The organism is Intestinimonas timonensis (assembly GCF_900626145.1).
GTDB lineage: Bacteria > Bacillota > Clostridia > Oscillospirales > Oscillospiraceae > Intestinimonas > Intestinimonas aquisgranensis.
Map to the genome: position 1 here is coordinate 30,507 of NZ_LR130817.1, position 18,886 is coordinate 49,392.

16 protein-coding genes, 1 riboswitch and 1 other annotated feature are annotated in these 18,886 nt (G+C 60.8%); of the genes, 14 read left to right on the forward strand and 2 right to left on the reverse strand.

The genetic code is table 11. The features are described 5' to 3' along the window. Positions 1-457 precede the first annotated feature (457 nt). Positions 458-541: riboswitch (glycine riboswitch) on the forward strand. 166 nt (positions 542-707) lie between these two features. Genes gcvT through lpdA form a run of 5 tightly spaced genes read left to right on the forward strand, consistent with a single transcriptional unit; the run spans position 708 to position 6,397 of the window. Beyond that, positions 708-1,790, forward strand: coding sequence for a glycine cleavage system aminomethyltransferase GcvT (gcvT, locus tag E0E29_RS06140; RefSeq protein WP_130849131.1), 1,083 nt, complete (start codon positions 708-710; stop codon positions 1,788-1,790). Between the two features lie 46 nt (positions 1,791-1,836). After that, entirely contained in the window at positions 1,837-2,217 is a 381-nt protein-coding gene (gene gcvH / locus E0E29_RS06145) for a glycine cleavage system protein GcvH (protein WP_130849132.1), read from the forward strand. A gap of 38 nt (positions 2,218-2,255) precedes the next feature. Further along, positions 2,256-3,569 carry an aminomethyl-transferring glycine dehydrogenase subunit GcvPA gene (gene gcvPA, locus E0E29_RS06150; RefSeq protein ID WP_130849133.1) on the forward strand — a complete coding sequence of 438 codons (1,314 nt, stop codon included), beginning with the start codon at positions 2,256-2,258 and terminating at the stop codon, positions 3,567-3,569. Beyond that, complete coding sequence (gcvPB, locus tag E0E29_RS06155; protein WP_130849134.1) at positions 3,570-5,018, forward strand: aminomethyl-transferring glycine dehydrogenase subunit GcvPB; 1,449 nt, start codon at positions 3,570-3,572, stop codon at positions 5,016-5,018. Next, positions 5,015-6,397, forward strand: a complete 1,383-nt coding sequence (gene lpdA, locus E0E29_RS06160) for a dihydrolipoyl dehydrogenase (RefSeq protein WP_130849135.1) — start codon at positions 5,015-5,017, stop codon at positions 6,395-6,397. Before gcvPB ends, lpdA begins: the two co-directional genes overlap by 4 nt. Positions 6,398-6,457: 60 nt before the next feature. On the opposite strand, the gene E0E29_RS06165 is transcribed toward lpdA, so the two are convergent. Both E0E29_RS06165 and E0E29_RS06170 read right to left on the reverse strand, forming a co-directional pair. After that, positions 6,458-6,649 carry a helix-turn-helix transcriptional regulator gene (locus E0E29_RS06165; protein ID WP_130849136.1) on the reverse strand — a complete coding sequence of 64 codons (192 nt, stop codon included), beginning with the start codon at positions 6,647-6,649 and terminating at the stop codon, positions 6,458-6,460. 2 nt (positions 6,650-6,651) lie between these two features. After that, a complete protein-coding gene (locus E0E29_RS06170) occupies positions 6,652-6,948 on the reverse strand; it encodes a hypothetical protein (protein ID WP_130849137.1) in 297 nt (98 codons plus the stop codon). 169 nt (positions 6,949-7,117) lie between these two features. On the opposite strand from E0E29_RS06170, the gene gluQRS reads away from it, so the two are divergent. From gluQRS to E0E29_RS06215, 9 genes are all read left to right on the forward strand, one after another. Continuing rightward, positions 7,118-8,044 carry a tRNA glutamyl-Q(34) synthetase GluQRS gene (gluQRS, locus tag E0E29_RS06175; RefSeq protein ID WP_130849138.1) on the forward strand — a complete coding sequence of 309 codons (927 nt, stop codon included), beginning with the start codon at positions 7,118-7,120 and terminating at the stop codon, positions 8,042-8,044. A gap of 221 nt (positions 8,045-8,265) precedes the next feature. Then, positions 8,266-9,921 (forward strand): Na+/H+ antiporter NhaC family protein, encoded by a 1,656-nt coding sequence (locus E0E29_RS06180; RefSeq protein ID WP_130849139.1) that lies wholly within the window; start codon positions 8,266-8,268, stop codon positions 9,919-9,921. A 310-nt stretch (positions 9,922-10,231) separates the two neighbouring features. Further along, entirely contained in the window at positions 10,232-11,893 is a 1,662-nt protein-coding gene (locus E0E29_RS06185) for a Na+/H+ antiporter NhaC family protein (protein WP_130849140.1), read from the forward strand. 239 nt (positions 11,894-12,132) lie between these two features. Beyond that, positions 12,133-12,358, forward strand: a binding site (T-box leader). A gap of 56 nt (positions 12,359-12,414) precedes the next feature. Further along, positions 12,415-13,023: a hypothetical protein gene (locus E0E29_RS06190; protein ID WP_130849141.1), complete on the forward strand. Its 609-nt coding sequence runs from the start codon at positions 12,415-12,417 to the stop codon at positions 13,021-13,023. 63 nt (positions 13,024-13,086) lie between these two features. Next, complete coding sequence (locus E0E29_RS06195) at positions 13,087-15,732, forward strand: valine--tRNA ligase (protein ID WP_130849142.1); 2,646 nt, start codon at positions 13,087-13,089, stop codon at positions 15,730-15,732. A 38-nt stretch (positions 15,733-15,770) separates the two neighbouring features. Next, the gene (locus tag E0E29_RS06200; protein ID WP_130849143.1) at positions 15,771-16,727 is read left to right on the forward strand and encodes a diguanylate cyclase domain-containing protein; all 957 of its coding nucleotides are present in this window, start codon (positions 15,771-15,773) and stop codon (positions 16,725-16,727) included. Positions 16,728-16,856: 129 nt separating this feature from the next. After that, on the forward strand, positions 16,857-17,162 hold the full coding sequence (locus E0E29_RS06205) for an anti-sigma factor antagonist (protein WP_130849144.1): 306 nt from the start codon (positions 16,857-16,859) through the stop codon (positions 17,160-17,162). 45 nt (positions 17,163-17,207) lie between these two features. Further along, a complete protein-coding gene (gene spoIIAB, locus E0E29_RS06210) occupies positions 17,208-17,648 on the forward strand; it encodes an anti-sigma F factor (protein WP_130849145.1) in 441 nt (146 codons plus the stop codon). Further along, on the forward strand, positions 17,645-18,355 hold the full coding sequence (locus tag E0E29_RS06215) for a sigma-70 family RNA polymerase sigma factor (protein ID WP_130849146.1): 711 nt from the start codon (positions 17,645-17,647) through the stop codon (positions 18,353-18,355). Before spoIIAB ends, E0E29_RS06215 begins: the two co-directional genes overlap by 4 nt. Positions 18,356-18,886: the final 531 nt, after the last annotated feature.

Genomic DNA, 18,886 nt, shown 5'->3' on the forward strand with positions numbered 1-18,886 from the left:
AGTCCTTGCTTTTTTATCTTACCACAACTCTCGGGGGAAATGAAACGCATGTCCATTTCACTGGTTTGATTGGAAGTTCACCCTGTCTACTTTCATGGGACCGCAGTCGTTTCTGTGTGTCCACAACATGGGATCTCTGCTGCTCTGCGTGTCCACTTTATAGGGTACATTTTATTGCACAAATAAGTCAATAGATAAAATAAGGAAAATATAAAAAAATAAAATATTCATTTTTTATATTACTTAAAAAGTATAAAAATATATGATTTTATTGAAAAATAATTTGCAGTATATAGTTTGAAGTAAGTTCTATCTAATAGAACAAAAATAAAGAAAATAGATAAATTGGCCCTTCCAATAAGGGCGAATCGCCAAAATCGACGGCAGGTCTGACGCAATTCCCCCTTGCAAAGGACGGAGACATCCGGTATACTGATAATAAACAGAATAGGTTCGGATGATGGCATCGGGAGAGACCGCCCAGGCGGCGCCGAAGGGGATTGGCAGAAAAACTCTCAGGCAAAAGTACCGATACCGGACGAAACTCCGAAGACCAAAGGGGCGCGTGCCCCGGCGGACCGAAGAAGCAATTTGCTCTGCCGGGGGCAAAGAATCTTTCAGGTAAGAAGACGGAGGCGTGCCTTTGATTGGCGCGCCTCCGTCTTGCGTTTTTTGTCCTACCAATTTTGAGAAAGAAGGGATCGCCAATGGAAAAAAAGACGCCGCTTTATGAGCACCACGTGGCACTGGGCGGCAAGATCGTCCCCTTTGCGGGCTATCTCCTGCCGGTCCAGTACCCAACCGGTGTCATCGCCGAGCACATGGCTGTGCGTACCGCCGCAGGGCTCTTTGACGTCTCCCACATGGGAGAACTGGTTTTTACCGGCCCGGATGCCCTCAAAAATCTCAACCATATGCTCACCAACGACTTCACCAACATGTATGACGGCCAGGTCAGGTACTCCCCCATGTGTAACGACGCCGGTGGCTGTGTAGACGATCTCATCGTCTACAAGGTCCGGGAGGGCGCCTACCTGGTGGTGATCAACGCCGCCAACAAGGATAAGGACGCCGCCTGGATGGCGGAGCACCTTTTTGGCGACTGCAAAATGGAGGACATCTCGGATACCGTGGCCCAGGTGGCCCTCCAGGGCCCCAAGTCCAAGGAGATCCTTTTGAAGCTGGTGGGGGAGGAGGACCTGCCCAAGAAGTATTACAGCTTCATCCCCAAGATCACCATCGGAGGCATCCAGTGCCTCATCTCCCGCACCGGCTACACCGGGGAGTTCGGCTATGAGCTCTACTGCGCCGCCGGGGAGGGGCCCGCCCTGTGGGACCTGTTGCTGGAGACGGGGAAGGACCAGGGGCTCATCCCCTGCGGTCTGGGTGCCCGGGACACCCTGCGGCTGGAGGCCGCCATGCCCCTCTATGGTCACGAGCTCACCGACGACATCGGTCCCATGGAGGCCGGCCTGGACTTCGCCATCAAGCTGAACAAGGATGATTTCATTGGCAAGGCGGGCCTGGAGGGGCGGCTGCCCCTGACCAGGACCCGGGTGGGCCTGGAGGTCACCGGCCGGGGCATTGTCCGGGAGCACCAGGACGTCTATATCGGCGACCGGCTGGCGGGACAGACCACCTCCGGTACCCACGCCCCCTTCCTGGGCAAAGCCATTGCCATGGCCTATCTCTCCCCGGTCGACGCCGTCGAGGGCACCCAGGTGGAGGTGGACGTTCGGGGCCGCCGGGTACCCTGCAAGGTGGTGCCCCTGCCCTTCTACAAGCGCTAAATCGAACAAATAATAAAATATAATGTGATATAAGGAGGAATTTGCTATGAATACCCCCGATCATCTCCGCTATACCAAGTCCCACGAGTGGGTCCTTTTCGCCGATGACGGCACTGCCAAGGTGGGCCTCACCGACCACGCCCAGGACGCTCTGGGCGACCTGGTCTTTGTGAATCTGCCCCAGGTGGGGGATGCCCTGACCTGCGGCGAGGCCCTGGGCGATGTGGAGTCGGTGAAGGCCGTCTCCGACGTATACAGCCCCGTCACCGGCACCGTGAAGGCGGTGAACGAGGACCTGCTGGACACTCCCGAGGCCATCAACTCCGATCCCTACGGCGCCTGGCTGGTGGAGGTGGAGGACATTACCGACCAGGAGGAGCTGATGGACGCCGCCGCCTACGAGGCCCACTGCGCCCAGGAGGGCTGAGACAGCGCCTGAAAACGGGAAAGGAGTGATCCAAGGACATGGGAAGCTATCAGCCATCCACCCAGGCGGAGCGCCAGGCCATGCTGGAGTCCATCGGCTGCCAGAGCATGGACGACCTCTATGCCCAGGTGCCGCCGGAGATGCGTCTGGACCATCTGGACCTGCCCGACGGCAAAAGCGAGCTGGAGGTCCGGCGCATTCTGGAGGGCATCGCCGCCAAGAATACGGTATTCCCCTCGGTGTTCCGGGGGGCGGGCGCTTATAAGCACTATATCCCCGCCATTGTGAAGAGTGTCACCAGTAAAGAGACCTTCCTCACCGCCTACACCCCCTACCAGGCCGAGCTCTCCCAGGGGGTGCTCCAGTCCATTTTTGAGTATCAGACCATGATCTGCGCCCTCACCGGCATGGACGCCTCCAACGCCTCCATCTATGACGGCGCCTCCGCCGCCGCTGAGGCGGTGGCCATGTGCCGGGACCGGAAGCGGAGCACGGTCCTTATTTCCGCCGCCGCCCACCCCATGGTCCGCCGGACAGTGGAGACCTACTGCTTCGGAAACGGCATGGAGGTGAAGACCGTCCCGGTGAAGAACGGCTTCACCGACGCCCAGGCCCTGGCCGACCTGCTGGACGACACCGTGGCCTGCTTCTACCTCCAGCAGCCCAACTACTATGGCTGTATCGAGTCGGCCAAGGAGCTGGGGGAGACCGCCCACGCCGCCGGTGCCAAGTTCATCATGGGGGTCAACCCCATCGCCATGGCAGTGCTGAAGACCCCGGGCGAGTGCGGCGCCGACATCGCCGTGGGCGAGGGGCAGCCCCTGGGCATGCCCCTGAGCTTCGGCGGACCCTACCTGGGCTTCATGGCGGCCACCGCCGCCCTCACCCGGAAGCTGCCCGGCCGCATTGTAGGAGAGACCACCGACCACGAAGGCCGCCGGGCCTACGTTCTCACCCTCCAGGCCCGGGAGCAGCACATCCGCCGGGAGAAGGCCTCCTCTAACGTGTGCTCCAACCAGGCCCTGTGCGCCATGACCGCCGCCGTCTACCTGGCCGCCGTGGGTCCCGACGGCCTGCTCCAGGTGGCCGAAAGCTGCATGGCCCACGCCCGGTATGCCGCCCAGAGAGTGTGCGACGTGCCCGGCTTCGACATGGTCTACCCCGGCCCCTACTTCCACGAGTTCGTCACCACCTGCCCCTGCAAGCCGGAGAAGCTGATCGACGGCCTGGCCAAACGGGGCATCCTGGGTCCCCTCCCCCTGGAGGACGGCAACCTGCTGTGGTGCGCCACGGAGATGAACACCAGGGACGACATCGACGCCCTGGAACAGGCCATTCGGGAGGTGGTATGAGTGGAACTGCTGTTTGAAAAGAGCCGGAAGGGCCGCCGCTGCGACCTGCTGCCGCCCCTGGACGTGCCGCCCGCCCACCTGATGACGGGCATGGAGCGGGAGACCCCTCTGGATCTGCCGGAGCTCTCCGAGGTGGACCTGACCCGGCATTACTCCGCCCTGGAGCGGCGGGCCCACGGGGTGAACAGCGGCTTCTACCCTCTGGGTTCTTGCACCATGAAGTACAATCCCCGGATCAATGAGGAGCTGGCCGCCCTGCCCGGCTTCACCGGGGTCCACCCCACCCAGAGCGCCGACACCGCCCAGGGCTGCCTGGAGGTCCTCTATCTGGCCGAAGAGCTCTTATGCGAGATCACCGGCATGGACGCCATGACCTTCCAGCCCGCCGCCGGCGCCCACGGGGAGTTTACCGCACTGCTGATGGTCAAAAAGTACCACTTGGACCGGGGGGACACCGCCCGGACCAAGATCCTGGTCCCCGACTCCGCCCACGGCACCAACCCGGCCTCCGCCGCCATGTGCGGCTTCACCGTGGTCAACGTGCCATCCAACCCGGCCGGCGGTGTGGACCTGGAGGCCCTGAAGGCCGCCGTCGGCCCCGATACCGCCGCCCTTATGCTCACCAACCCCAACACCCTGGGCCTCTTTGACCCCAATATTCTGGAGATCACCCAGATTGTCCACGACGCCGGCGGCCTGTGCTACTACGACGGCGCAAACCTCAACGCCGTCATGGGCGTGGTCCGCCCCGGAGATATGGGCTTCGACCTGGTCCACCTGAATCTCCACAAGACCTTCTCCACCCCCCACGGCGGCGGCGGACCGGGCTCCGGACCCGTGGGCTGCAAGAAGTTCCTAAAAGACTTCCTGCCCGTGTTCCATGTGGAGGAGGGGGCGGACGGCCTGGAGTTCAAGGACCCGGCCAAGAGCATCGGCAGCGTCAAGGGCTTTTACGGCAATTTCACTGTAGTGGTGAAGGCCCTGGCCTATATCCTCACCCTTGGCGCCCAGGGCATCCACGAGGCCGCCAAGGGGGCGGTGCTCAACGCCAACTACCTGCGGGAGCAGCTGCGGGGGACCTACGACATCGCCTACGGCGACGGCCCCTGCATGCACGAGTTCGTGCTCACCCTCCACGACCTCAAGAAGCAGACCGGCGTCTCCGCCATGGACGTGGCCAAGGCCCTCATCGACCACGGTATCCATCCCCCCACCATGTACTTCCCCCTCATCGTGGAGGAGGTCCTCATGTTCGAGCCCACCGAGACCGAATCCCGGGAGACCCTGGATGAGGCGGCGGAGGTGCTCAAGGCCATCCGTGCCCAGGCCGACGCCGACCCGGAGGCCATCCACGCTGCCCCTCACACCACCCCCATCAGCCGGCCCGACGAGGTCAAGGCCGCCCGTCACCCGGTGCTGCGGTATACGCCGCCGGAGGGTCAGGCATGAGCTGGGACCTCATTGTCATCGGGGGCGGTCCCGGCGGCTACACCGCCGCCATCCGGGCCGCCCAGCTGGGGCTGCGCACCGCCCTGGTGGAGCGGGACGCCGTGGGCGGTACCTGCCTCAACCGGGGGTGCATCCCCACCAAAGCCCTCATCCATGCCGCTGAGCGGTATGAGGAGATGAAGGAGTGTGAGACCTTCGGCCTGCGGGCGGAAGGGGTCTCTTTCGACTATTCCGCCATGTGCGCCCGTCGTGACCAGGTGGTGGGGCAGCTCCGGGACGGGGTAGAGCGGCTGCTGAAGGGCAATAAGGTGGACCGCATCACCGGCACCGCCTGCATCCTGGGTCCCGGACGGGTCCAGGTGGGGGAGAAGGTGCTGGAGGGGACGAATATCCTCATCGCCACCGGCTCCCGCCCAGCTCTGCCGCCGGTGCCCGGGCTGGATCTGCCCGGCGTCCTCACCAGTGATGACCTCCTCACCGGGGATACCTTCTATCGGCGCCTGGCCATCATCGGCGGCGGCGTCATCGGCATGGAGTTCGCCGGACTCTATCGGGCTTTGGGGGCGGAGGTCACCGTGCTGGAGGCCATGGACCGCATCCTGCCCACCCTGGACCGGGAGCTCTCCCAGAGCATGAGCATGCTCACGAAGAAAAAAGGCGTGAAGCTGTGTGTCGGCGCCCGGGTGGAGAAGGTGGAGCAGGGGCCGGACGGCCTCATCTGCACCTATACCGTGAAGGACAAGACCGAGACCGTCGCCGCCGACGCTGTGCTGGTGGCCACGGGCCGCCGGGCCAACACCGACGGGCTGTGCGCCCCGGAGGTGGACCTGGGCCTGGACCGGGGGGCTATCCCGGTGGACGACCGCTTCCAGACCCGTGTCCCCGGCATCTACGCCATCGGTGACGCGGTGAAGGGCAGCATCCAGCTGGCCCACGCCGCTGCCGCCCAGGGCATCAACGCCGTGAGCATGCTGGCGGGGCAGGAGCCCCCTATGGACCTCTCTGTGGTGCCCTCCTGCGTCTACGTCCGGCCGGAGATAGCCTCCGTGGGCCGTACCGAGGGCCAGTGCAAGGAGGCGGGCATCCCCGTCAAAACGGCTAAATACCTGACCGGCAGCAACAGCCGCAGCGTCATCACCGACGCCGGCCGGGGCTTTATCAAGGTGGTCTATCATGGAGAAAACGGTGTGATTTTGGGCGCCCATCTCCTGTGTGAGCGGGCCACCGACCTGGTGGGGGAATTCGCATCCGCCATCTCCAGGGGTGAGACCCTGGAGGACATGGCACGGGTGATCCACGCCCACCCCACCTTTGCCGAGGCCGTGGGCGAGGCGGCGGAGGCCGGTCTGGGCCTGAGCATCCACCAGCTCAACCGGTAAAAATCCATACAAAAAGGACCGTTCGGCACGCCGAACGGTCCTTTTTCTGTCAGTTTTCTGTCAGCCTGGGGTGAAGAGACCGTCCACCGTGGTGCCCAGGGTCCGGGCCAGACGGAAGGCCAGGGCCAGGGTGGGGTCATACTTGTTGTTCTCGATGGCGTTGATGGTCTGCCGGGAGACCCCGCAGGCCTTGGCCAGCGCTCCCTGGGAGAAGCCCAGCTGCTCGCGCCGCTCTTTGATCTGGTTTTCCATGTTCACCCTCCATGGCGGGACCGGTGGTAGAGGAGAAAGACGAAGTACATGGCGGCCATGACGGTGAGCAGGGTGTAGGGGTTGAGTGCTTCGTAGCCTCGGACGAAATTCAGGGCCACCCGGAGGACCAGATAGCCCGCCACACCCCCAAGTGTGGAGGCGCTGGCCTTCCAGACGATGAGCTGCCGCCGCTCATCCCCCGGACGGATGAGGGAGACCACCAGGGCGATGTCCAGGGCGGTGAGTCCCAGCAGCAGGAGCAGAAACAGAGTGGGAGCCAGATGTGTGAGAGCGGGCATGGATGGGACCTCCTTTCGTGGTGTGGACCTAAGATGTCAAATCTTTTTTACACTTTGAGCATAGCAGAGCAAAGGATAGGTGTCAGGAGTTTTTTACACTATTTGCAAATGGCCGGGACCGTGGTACACTCAATGGGATCGAGAGAACAAGTGGAGGAGCGTGGAGTATATGGCGGAAAAGGGAAGGTTTGCCCCCAGCTCCAGCGGGCGGATGCACCTGGGGAATCTGTTTTCCTTCTATGTAGCCTGGCTGGATGCCAGGTCGGTGGGGGGGCGAGTGGTCCTGCGGATGGAGGACCTGGATCCGGACCGCACCGGGGAGCCCTGGACCAGCCACATCGTGGAGGACCTGCGGTGGCTGGGGCTGGATTGGGACGAGGGCTACGGTGTGGGAGGTCCCGACGGGCCCTACTGCCAGCGGGAGCGCACCGCTCTCTATGACGAGGCCTTTGCGCGGCTCCAGTCCCTGGATGTGATCTATCCCTGTTGGTGCAGCCGGGCCCAGAGGCTGGCGGCCTCGGCGCCCCACCCCGGGGAGGAGCGAGACCTGGGCCACTGTCCCTGCCGGGACCTCTCCCGGGCAGAGCGGGAGGCGAGGGCCATGGTAAAGGCGCCGGCCTGGAAGACGGCCCTCCCCCACGAGACCATCCGGTTCCAAGACCTCATCCAGGGCGAACAAGCCTTTGACCTGGCCCGGGACTGCGGCGACTTTGTCATCCGCCGGGCCGACGGGGTGTACGGCTACCAGCTGGCGGTGACGGTGGATGACTCCCTCATGGGGGTGACCCGGGTGGTCCGGGGCCGGGACCTGCTGGACTCCGCGGCCCGGCAGCTCTGGCTCATGAAGCAGCTGGGGTATCCTGCGCCGGTCTATGCCCATGTGCCTCTTCTGCTGGCGCCGGATGGGCGTCGCCTATCCAAACGAGAGCGGGACCTGGACATGGGTGCACTCCGAAAGACACATTCTCCCCGTGAACTGCACTCTCTGCTGTGGGGGATGTTGAGCATGCTTGATAACACAGAGGTGGAACAGAACTTTAAAATAGAGAAAATCAGGAAAGAGGATATTTATATAGAGCTTTCCGAACTAATTTAACAATTTTACAAGAACTTTACAAAAACTATACTAAAATTTGACAGGCCAACACTTGTAATTAAGCACAAAAACTGGTAGGGTAACAAGTGGGAATTGGTTTGGTTTTGCACAAATACCTTCGTATGGCACCTGTCACTGGCGATCGGTTTGGGAAACAGCATAAGTCCTGTCCACAGCAGAGCATGTCTCAATCATCGCACCATTTGAAAGGGAGGTTAACCATGCAAGGCACAAAGAGGAGGATTATCCCCTTTATTCTGGCTCTGGCAGCAATCACCGGACTTCTGATGACCACCGCTTTCGCTGAGGGCGAAGCGGAATACGTCAGCAGCTTCTTCGCACAGCCCCTGTCGCTCCTGCCCCCTGTATTGGCCATCGCGCTGGCCCTGATCACCAAGGAAGTTTATACGTCCCTGTTCCTGGGCTGCCTGGTGGGCGGCTTCCTGTACGCCAACTTCAACCCTGTGATGGCCGTTACCAGTGTGTATGACATGATCGCCGCCAAGGTCGGCGACAACATGGGCATCGTGGTGTTCCTGGTGTCCCTGGGCTTCATCGTGGTACTGATGAACCGCTCCGGCGGCTCCAAGGCCTACGGCGACTGGGCCAAGAAGGTCATCAAGACCCGCCGCGGCGCTCTGCTGGCCACCATGATCCTGGCTCTGGTGCTGGGCGTTGACGACTACTTCAACAACCTGACCACCGGTAACGTGATGCGTCCTGTGACCGACGGCCACAAGATCTCCCGCGCCAAGCTGGCCTACATGATCGACTCTACGGCTGCCCCTGTGTGTATCATGATGCCCATCTCTTCCTGGGCGGCGGCAGTGTCCGGCGTGGCCGAGTCCATGGAGGGTGTTTCCGGTCTGCAGCTGTTCATCAGCGCCATCCCCTGGAACTATTACGCTATCCTGACCATCTTCACTCTGATTATCCTGGCTGTCTTCGACATCGACTTCGGCCCCATGAAGGTCCACGAGGACAACGCCAAGCGCGGCGATATCTACACCACTCCCGAGCGGCCCTATGCCGACGCCGATGACGAGAAGAAGAATTCCACCAACGGCAAGGTGATCGACCTGGTCATCCCCGTCATTGTGCTCATTATCTCCTGCGTCAGCGGCCTGCTGTACACCGGCGGCTTCTTCACACCCGACAGCGGCACCTACATGAACGTGATGGACGCCTTCGCCAACTGTACTGCCGCTACGGGCCTGATGTACGGCTCCTTCATCGTGGTCATCTTCTGCTTCATCTACTTCCTGATCATTCGCAGAAGCATGAGCTTTGTCCAGGTCACCGACTGTATCGCCGAGGGCTTTAAGGTCATGGTGCCCGCTATCTTGATCCTGACCTTTGCCTGGACCATCAGCGGCGTGACCAACGATCTGCTGGGCGCCAAGTACTTCGTGGAGGCGGCCATGCAGAGCTCCGCTGAGTCTCTGGCCAACTTCCTGCCCGGTGTCATCTTCCTGGTGGCCTGCGGCCTGGCTTTCGCCACCGGCACCTCCTGGGGCACCTTCGGCATCCTGATCCCCATCGTGGTGGCCACCTTCGGCGTGGACTCCGGCACGATCCTCACCGTTGGCCTGGGCGCCTGCCTGGGCGGCGCGGTTATGGGTGACCACTGCTCCCCCATCTCCGATACCACCATCCTGGCCTCCACCGGCGCTCAGTGCTACCACCTCAACCACGTGAAGACCCAGATCCCCTATGCGGTGACGGTGGCAGCGGTCGCCTTCGTCAACCACATCCTGGCTGGCCTGATCCAGAACGTGGTCATCAACCTCATCATCGCTCTGGCTTCTATGTTCGCGGTATTGATGATTATTCGGGCTGTGACTTCCAAGAAGTCGGCTCCTGTCGCGAGCAAGTAAGAACTTATTCCATTTGTATACAAGAGAGACGGGTGAAAACCCGTCTCTCTTTTTATATTTTGCATAACTGGAATCTGCAATTTAAACCGAAAAAGAAATGCAAGTTTTTGCAGTAAAACGGACAAATATAGTCATACAATATAAAACAAGCATCTTCCAAAAACAAGTTTTTATGAAAATTGCTTGTCATTTACAAAAATTTGTGTTATCCTAGCTGTGGGAATTGGTTTGGTTACCTCAGCAACAGCAACACTCACGCGTTTAGATCCACACCTTGAAAACTGCATATGTTGATAAAGGGAGGAACAACATGAGTAGAACCAAGAGGAATTTGATTCCCCTTCTTTTGGTCGTGGCAGCTCTGGCAGGGCTCCTGATGACCACCGCTTTCGCCGAGGGCGATACCGAGTATGTCAGCAATTTCTTTGCACAGCCCCTGTCTCTTCTGCCCCCTGTACTGGCCATTGTGCTGGCCCTGATCACCAAGGAAGTTTACACATCTCTGTTCCTGGGCTGCCTGGTGGGCGGCTTCCTGTACGCCAACTTCAACCCCGTGCTGGCTGTCACCAGTGTGTATGACACCATTGCCTCCAAGGTAGCGGACAACATGGGTATCGTGGTGTTCCTGGTGTCTCTGGGCTTCATCGTGGTGCTGATGAACCGCTCCGGCGGCTCCAAGGCCTACGGCGACTGGGCCAAGAAGGTCATCAAGACCCGCCGCGGCGCTCTGCTGGCCACCATGATTCTGGCTCTGGTGCTGGGCGTTGACGACTACTTCAACAACCTGACCACCGGTAACGTGATGCGTCCTGTGACCGACGGCCACCAGATCTCCCGTGCCAAGCTGGCCTACATGATCGACTCTACGGCCGCCCCTGTGTGTATCATGATGCCCATCTCTTCCTGGGCGGCGGCAGTGTCCGGCGTGGCCGAGTCCATGGAGGGTGTTTCCGGTCTGCAGCTGTTCATCAGCGCCATCCCCTGGAACTACTACGCTATCCTGACCATCTTCACCCTGATCGTTCTGGCTGTCTTTGATGAGGACTTCGGTCCCATGAAGGTCCATGAGGACAACGCCAAGCGGGGCGACATCTACACCACTCCCGAGCGGCCCTTCGAGGGTGCCGACGATGAGAGCAAGAACTCCACCAACGGCAAAGTGGTCGATCTGGTCATCCCCGTTGTCGTCCTCATTATCTCCTGCGTCAGCGGTCTGCTGTTCACCGGCGGCTTCTTCACCCCCGACAGCGGCACCTACATGAACGTGCTGGACGCCTTTGCCAACTGCTCCGCTGCCAGCGGCCTGATGTACGGCTCCTTCATCGTGGTCATCTTCTGCTTCATCTACTTCCTGGTGATCCGCAGAAGCATGAGCTTTGTCCAGGTCACCGACTGTATCGCCGAGGGCTTCAAGGTCATGGTGCCCGCCATCCTGATTCTGACCTTTGCGTGGACCATCAGCGGCGTGACCAACGATCTGCTCGGCGCTAAGTACTTCGTGGAGCACTTCATGCAGGCCTATGCCAAGTCTCTGGCCAACCTGCTGCCCGCCGTGATTTTCGTGGTGTCCGTGTTCCTGGCCTTCGCTACCGGCACCTCCTGGGGTACCTTCGGTATCCTGATTCCCATCGTGGTGGCCACCTTCGGCGTGGACGCCGGTACCATCCTCACCATCGGTCTGGGCGCCTGCCTGGCCGGCGCCGTGTGCGGCGACCACTGCTCCCCCATCTCCGATACCACCATCCTGGCCTCCACTGGTGCTCAGTGCTACCACCTCAACCACGTGAAGACCCAGCTGCCCTATGCGTTGACTGTGGCTGCCGTCTCCTTCGTGAACTACATCCTGGCTGGCCTGATCCAGAACGTGGTCATCAACCTGATCATTGCATTCGCTTCCATGTTCGCGGTGCTCATGATCCTGCGTGCCACCATCGGCAAAGACAAGGTCAACGCCAGAGCTGCAGCGAAGTAAGACAGACATTTTTCTCTCCGCTTATCTGACCCATCCAAATTCAAAAGCCCACCGGCTGTGCTGGTGGGCTTTTGTCGTGCTCAGGCCAGGAAAGGTCTGGTGCTTGGGAGTGCAGAGATAGAGGACAGATCTTTCCAGCTTTTGTGCTCAATGGCTTGACTTTTGGGGAAAATCTAAATATAATAGCTCTGATAGAGCGGCTTGATGGGCCGCTTCCACGGAGATCTGTGCGGTCTCCGGAAAAGGCGACGATGGGAAAGAGTACGTCTGTTACCTGGGTACAGAGAGGAGCCGGTCGGTGCAAGGCTCTCCGGGATGGACGGAAGGTGGTCCCGGAGCTCTGCGGCCTAACGGACATTTGACTGTCCTGGTAAGCCGCGGCGTTTGTCTGCGTTACAGACGGAAAGAGCGCGGACGTTTCGATGTCCGAATTCAGGTGGTACCGCGGAGCGATCCGCCCTGAAGCCTATGGGGCTTCAGGGCGTTTTTCGTATCTGGGACAGAAAGGCGGTAGAAAGGGAATGGCCCGATTTGAGGTCAAAATGACAGGTGAGACCTTTAACGCATGCACCGAGCAATATATTTTGTTTCGGCGTGCTCGGGAGATCGCCGGTGGCAGTTTTAAACTGGTGGTGTTGGTAGAAGCCGTCGCGGCCGTAGCCGCCCTGATACTGGCTGTGTTCCAGCAGGGAGGTGTGGCAAGCCGGATCTTCTTCCTCTTTGCAGCGGCGCTGCTGATCTGGAGAGCCGTGAGCAAGGTGCAAGGGAGCGACACCCGCAACTATATCAAAAAGGCCAGGGCCCAGACCTTACCGCCGGAGGAGGCGGAAAAGGAGCTGGTGGTGTCCTTCGACGAGGAGGGCTGTACGCTTCAGGCGCCAGGGAGCACTCTGCCAGGTCAGGACGTGGAGGAACGGAATCTGTTTTCTTACAACCAGGTGACCGGTCTTTACCGCTCTGAGTCCTACTGCCTGGTCGCTTGTGACAAGGCATCCAGCATCTGCTTTCCGCTGGTCGGCCTGACCGGCGGGACACCGAAGGAGCTGGTGGCATTTCTGGAGGAGCGGTGTGACCGGAAGGCTGCGCGCTATGAGCTCGAGTCCGAAAAGTTCCAGGCGCTCCTGCGGTGATGCAGGATGGCTGATCCAAAGCTGAAATCAAACGAAGAATACAATATAGGATGTGAAACACCAATGAACAAGGAATTGCCAAAGGTTTATGAGCCCCAGGAGGTGGAGGGCCGCATCTACGAGATGTGGGAGAAGAACGGCTGCTTTGCCGGCCACCGGGACCCAGATAAGAAGCCCTTCACCATCGTGATGCCGCCTCCGAACGTGACGGGACAGCTGCACATGGGTCACGCCATGGACTCTACCCTTCAGGATATCCTGATCCGTTTCAAGCGGATGCAGGGATACGCCGCTCTGTGGGTGCCCGGCACCGACCACGCCGGTATCGCCACCCAGATCAAGGTGGAGGAGGAGCTCCGGAAGAACGAGGGCCTCACCCGCTATGACCTGGGCCGGGAGAAGTTCCTGGAGCGGGTGTGGGACTGGAAGCACAAGTACGGCGGCCGCATCGTGGAGCAGCAGAAGAAGCTGGGTGCCTCCTGCGACTGGGACCGGTCCCGGTTCACCATGGACGAGGGCCTCTCCAAGGCCGTTCGCCACGTTTTCATCTCCCTCTACAAGAAGGGCCTCATTTATAAGGGGAGCCGCATCATCAACTGGTGCCCCCACTGCGTCACCGCTCTCTCCGACGCCGAGGTGGAGTATCAGGACAAACCTGGAAACTTCTGGCATATCCGCTACCCCATCCAGGGTGAGGAGGGCCGGTACGTTATCGTGGCCACCACACGGCCTGAGACCATGCTGGGCGATACCGGCGTGGCTGTCCACCCCGACGACGAGCGGTATAAGGACATCGTGGGCAAGAAGTGCATCCTGCCCCTGGTGGGCCGGGAGATGCCCATCGTGGCCGACGAGTACGTGGACATGGAATTCGGTACCGGCTGCGTGAAGATGACCCCCGCCCACGACCCCAACGACTTTGAGGTGGGCCTGCGCCAGAACCTGGAGACCATCCGGGTGCTGGACGATAACGGCAAGATCGTGGAGGGCTATGGCAAATACTCCGGCATGGACCGCTACGAGGCCCGGAAGGCCATCGTAGCCGACCTGGAGGAGCAGGGCTACCTGGTAAAGGTGGAGCCCCACCAGCACAACGTGGGCACCTGCTACCGCTGCCACAGCGACGTGGAGCCCCTGATCTCCGCCCAGTGGTTTGTGAAGATGGAGCCTTTGGCCAAGGAGGCCCTGCGGGTGGTCAACGACGGCGAGGTCAAGTTTGTCCCCGACCGGTTCTCCAAGACCTACACCAACTGGATGGAGAATGTCCACGACTGGTGTATCTCCCGTCAGCTCTGGTGGGGCCATCAGATCCCCGCATGGACCTGCCAGGACTGCGGCCACATCACCGTGTCCGAGGAGGACCCCACCGAGTGTGAGCACTGCCACTCCAAGCACATCGTCCAGGAGGAGGACGTGCTGGACACCTGGTTCTCCTCCGCCCTGTGGCCCTTCTCCACCCTGGGCTGGCCCGAGGAGACCGAGGACTTCAAGTATTTCTATCCCACCGACGTGCTGGTCACCGGCTACGACATCATCTTCTTCTGGGTGGCCCGGATGATCTTCTCCGCCTGTGAGCACACCAAGAAGCCGCCCTTCCACACCGTGTTCATACACGGCCTGGTCCGGGACGACAAGGGCCGGAAGATGTCTAAGAGCCTGGGCAACGGCATCGACCCCCTGGAGATTGCCAACCAGTACGGCGCCGACGCCCTGCGCTTCAACCTGATCACCGGCAACTCCCCCGGAAACGACATGCGCTTCTACACCGAGCGGTGCGAGGCCATGCGCAACTTTGCCAACAAGATCTGGAACGCCAGCCGCTTCCTGATGATGAACCTGACCATTGAGAAGTGTGAGCTGCCCGAGCACCTGGAGATGGAGGACAAGTGGATCCTCTCCAAGCTCAACCGGGTCATCCCCGAGGTCACCGAGAACATGGACAAGTACGAGCTGGGCGTGGCTGCCCAGAAGGTCTACGACTTTATCTGGGACGATTACTGTGACTGGTATATCGAGCTCACCAAGTCCCGGCTCCAGGGCGAGGACCAGCAGGCCAAGGAGAACGCCCAGAAGGTGCTCTGCTATGTCCTCACCGACATCCTCAAGCTCCTCCATCCCTTCATGCCCTTCCTCACCGAGGAGATCTGGCAGGCCCTGCCCCATGACGGCGACTACCTGATGCTCCAGAAGTGGCCGGAGCACCATGTGGAGCTGGACTTCCCCCAGGAGGAGAAGGCCATGGAGCTCATCATGGACGCCATCGGCGCCGTGCGTACCCGCCGGTCCGAGATGAATGTGCCCCCCAGCAAGAAGGCCCACCTCACCGTGGCCACCCTGGAGCGGGAGATCTTTGAGGCGGGCATCCCCTTCCTCAAGCGCCTGGCTTACGCCAGCGATGTCACCGTTACCGGCATGACCGATTCCGGCGCCGAAAGCGGGGAGAGCGCCAAGGGGATGGTTACCGTCATCACCCATGTTGCCCGGATCTCCATGCCCATGGCCGAGCTGGTGGACATGGAGAAGGAAAAGGCCCGGCTGGAGAAGCAGCTGGGCAAGGACAAGGCTGAGCTGGACAAGCTCAATACCAAGCTCCAGAACCCCGGCTTTGTGAACAAGGCTCCCGCCAACGTGGTGGAGGCCGAGCGGGAGCGGGCGGAGAAGCTGGCCAACCTCATCGCCAAACTGGAAGAGCAGCTAGCCGGTATGTGAGTCAGGACAGCGGCCCTTTCACACAGGAGGAAGACACGATGGACCTACGCAAACGCACACAGCAGTTATGGCGTGCCTATCTGATGGCGGAAGAGCCGGAAGCCCTGTCTCAGGTATTGGAGTGGATCGATGCGGACTGTGTGGTGATCGGCACCGGCCGGCATGAATACTACACCACCCTCCAGCAGCTCATTGAGGCCCTGGGGAAGGAAATCGCGGAGCGGAAATTGGTCCACCTGAAGATCGTGGACGAGTGGTACGCGCAGCGGGAGCTGGGTCCTGAGGTCTGCCTGGTGTACGGCGGGCTGCACCTGAGTGTTGCCCAGACCGGGGAAACCTGTGCTGATATGGACACCCGATTCAGCATGGTCTATCAGAAATTCGGGGAGGACTGGCGGGTGGTACACCTCCACCAGTCCATGCCCGACCTGGAGCAGCAGGATGGGGAGTACTATCCCAAGACCCTCACCAAACAGGTCCAGGAGGCCCAGAAGCTGGCGGAGCATATGCGCCGTCTGGCCCGGGAAGACTCGCTCACCGGACTCCTCAACCATCGCGCCTTCTTTGAAGAGGGTGCGCGGTATGTGGAGCAGGGCGGAACCTTCTGGTGCTTTGTGTTGGACCTAGACGACTTCAAGAAGGTGAATGACAACCACGGTCACCTGGTGGGCGATGAGGTGCTCAGACGGGTGGCGACGGTCCTGCGCTCCAGCGTCCGTGGACAGGATCTGGTGGGACGCGTAGGTGGCGACGAGTTTGCCATTCTATGCTCTGGCCCACAAGGGGAAGATGAGATCGCCGCGGTGGCCCGCAGAATTTTGACCATGGTGGCCCGGGAGATGAATTTCAACTTCACATGGCCGGGCCTGTCCATCGGCATCGCCCGTGTGTATGGTGCGGAGGATCTGCGAAATGCCTATCACCGTGCCGACAAGGCGCTCTACCAGGTGAAGGGGAACGAGAAGAACGGATTCTCCATCGAACGGGTGGATTGACCAAAAAGCGCGAGATCTTTGTCCCAGCCCCTGACTTTCGACGGGTTCATCACAGAAACAGGGTTATAATCGCAGTATACCAAATTTTGGTATACTGCGATTTTTTTATGCCGGGAGGAGGGACAAGCTGTGGAACTGAGCTGCACGGGGGAGGACAGGGAGCTATGCATTTCTCTGGCAGGAGAGGTGGACCATCACCGGGCCCGGGGACTCATGGAGGGCATCGATCGGGAGGTGGGGATTCGCCTGCCAAGGCATCTGGTCCTGGACCTGGGAGGCGTGACCTTCATGGACAGCTCCGGCATTGCGGTGCTGCTGCGGGCCTATAAGCGGACGGCGGAGCTGGGAGGCACGGTAGTGGTGCGGAATGTGCCGGAACAGGCTGGGAAGGTGCTCCGGACCGCCGGTTTGGAGCGGCTCCTGCGTTTTGAATAAAGGAAAGGCCGGGCGATGCCGCCCGGCCGGGGAGGGATACATAGGATGAAACCAGTCAATACCGCAACCATTGAGTTTTTGAGCCGTTCGTCCAACGAGGGCTTTGCCCGGACGGCGGCGGCCTGCTTTGCCGCCCAGCTGGACCCCACCCTGGACGAGATCAACGACATCAAGACCGCCGTCAGCGAGGCGGTGACCAACGCCATCGTCCACGCCTATCCGGAGGAGCTGGGGAAGGTGCGCATGCGGCTGAAGCTCTTTGAGGACGGGCGGCTGGAGATCGCCGTCCAGGACTGGGGGGTGGGCATCGCCGACGTGGAGCAGGCCCGGACGCCCCTCTTCACCACCGGGAACGAGGAGCGCTCCGGCATGGGCTTCACCATCATGGAGAGCTTTATGGACACGCTGAAGGTCCGCTCCAGGCCGGGGAATGGGACCACCGTGGTCATGAGCCGCCGTCTGTCCCGGCGTATCGGGAGCCGATGAAGGCTCCCGAGGCCGACGCCCTGCTGGAGGCCGCCCGGGGGGGCGACAACGACGCCTGTGAGCGGATGATGGAGGAGAACGCCGGCCTCATCTGGAGCGTGGTCCGGCGGTACTACGGCCGGGGCACCGACCCGGAGGACCTCTATCAGCTGGGCTGCCTGGGTTTCCTGAAGGCGGTGCGGGGGTTCGACCCCGCCTTCGGCTGCCAGTTTTCCACCTACGCTGTGCCCAAGATCGCCGGGGAGATCCGGCGGTATCTCCGGGACGACGGGGCGGTGAAGGTGAGCCGGGGGGTGAAGGAACGGGCGGGGACCATCCGTCAGGCCCGGGACCGGCTGAGCCACACTCTGGGCCGGGAGCCAACCCTGTCGGAGCTTGCGGCGGAGACGGGGCTGGAACCGGAGGACATCGCCGCCGCCGAAGAGGCCAGTCTGCCGGTGGCCTCTTTACAGATGGAGGCTGGGGAGGACGGCTTCACCCTGGAGAGCATGCTGGGCACCGACGGCATGGAGGAGGGGGTGGTGGAGCGGCTGGCCCTCCGTGGGGCCATCGACGCCCTGCCCGAGCGGGAGCGGCAGGTGATTTTTCTGCGGTATTACAAGAACCTGACCCAGGACAAGACCGCCAAGGTCCTGGGGGTGAGCCAGGTCCAGATCTCCCGCATCGAGCGCAAGGCCATGGAGCACCTGCGCAAGGAGCTGGAGTAGTTAGAGATGGAGTCTCCAGCGTTGCAGTAGAGGTAATACCAGTCAGCGCCACCACGTCCCGACACCCACCGGCGCAGGCGGCGATAAAAGTGGGGATAGAACCACAACTTGTCCCTGTTCCACCGGCGGAGTCTCCTGTGGACGGTGCTGGTGCTGGGCGGGGGCGTAAAGACGGGCCGCCGGATTCCTATTTGGGACCACTCAACCCGCTCGGGAGCCCCTTTTTCTTTGGATTCCAAAAACCGTTCTTTTTCCAGCAGGGAAGCGAAACGGGTTTTGAACCGTCTTCCCCGTCCTTTCACGTATGTTGTATGGCATTTTCTGAACAAACATGACCTTCCCCCTCAGGGGGAAGGCTGAGCCTGTCGACAAAGTCGACAGGCTCTCTCAAAAATGCAGGCATTTTTTCGAAAAGATGCAGGCCGCTGCATCGCACTCGCTTCGCTCGCACGTTTGCGGCCTGAGCAGTGTTTTTTCCGAGGCACATGTCCCCGGAAAAAACAGACTGTACTTGATTCCGTCGTCTGCGGA

Bases quoted from the DNA above. Each gene is read 5' to 3' on its own strand.
- gcvT (WP_130849131.1), top strand. From the start codon at position 708: ATGGAAAAAAAGACGCCGCTTTATGAGCACCACGTGGCACTGGGCGGC.
- gcvH (WP_130849132.1), top strand. From the start codon at position 1,837: ATGAATACCCCCGATCATCTCCGCTATACCAAGTCCCACGAGTGGGTC.
- gcvPA (WP_130849133.1), top strand. From the start codon at position 2,256: ATGGGAAGCTATCAGCCATCCACCCAGGCGGAGCGCCAGGCCATGCTG.
- lpdA (WP_130849135.1), top strand. From the start codon at position 5,015: ATGAGCTGGGACCTCATTGTCATCGGGGGCGGTCCCGGCGGCTACACC.
- E0E29_RS06165 (WP_130849136.1), bottom strand. From the start codon at position 6,649: ATGGAAAACCAGATCAAAGAGCGGCGCGAGCAGCTGGGCTTCTCCCAG.
- E0E29_RS06170 (WP_130849137.1), bottom strand. From the start codon at position 6,948: ATGCCCGCTCTCACACATCTGGCTCCCACTCTGTTTCTGCTCCTGCTG.
- gluQRS (WP_130849138.1), top strand. From the start codon at position 7,118: ATGGCGGAAAAGGGAAGGTTTGCCCCCAGCTCCAGCGGGCGGATGCAC.
- E0E29_RS06180 (WP_130849139.1), top strand. From the start codon at position 8,266: ATGCAAGGCACAAAGAGGAGGATTATCCCCTTTATTCTGGCTCTGGCA.
- E0E29_RS06185 (WP_130849140.1), top strand. From the start codon at position 10,232: ATGAGTAGAACCAAGAGGAATTTGATTCCCCTTCTTTTGGTCGTGGCA.
- E0E29_RS06190 (WP_130849141.1), top strand. From the start codon at position 12,415: ATGGCCCGATTTGAGGTCAAAATGACAGGTGAGACCTTTAACGCATGC.
- E0E29_RS06195 (WP_130849142.1), top strand. From the start codon at position 13,087: ATGAACAAGGAATTGCCAAAGGTTTATGAGCCCCAGGAGGTGGAGGGC.
- E0E29_RS06200 (WP_130849143.1), top strand. From the start codon at position 15,771: ATGGACCTACGCAAACGCACACAGCAGTTATGGCGTGCCTATCTGATG.
- spoIIAB (WP_130849145.1), top strand. From the start codon at position 17,208: ATGAAACCAGTCAATACCGCAACCATTGAGTTTTTGAGCCGTTCGTCC.
- E0E29_RS06215 (WP_130849146.1), top strand. From the start codon at position 17,645: ATGAAGGCTCCCGAGGCCGACGCCCTGCTGGAGGCCGCCCGGGGGGGC.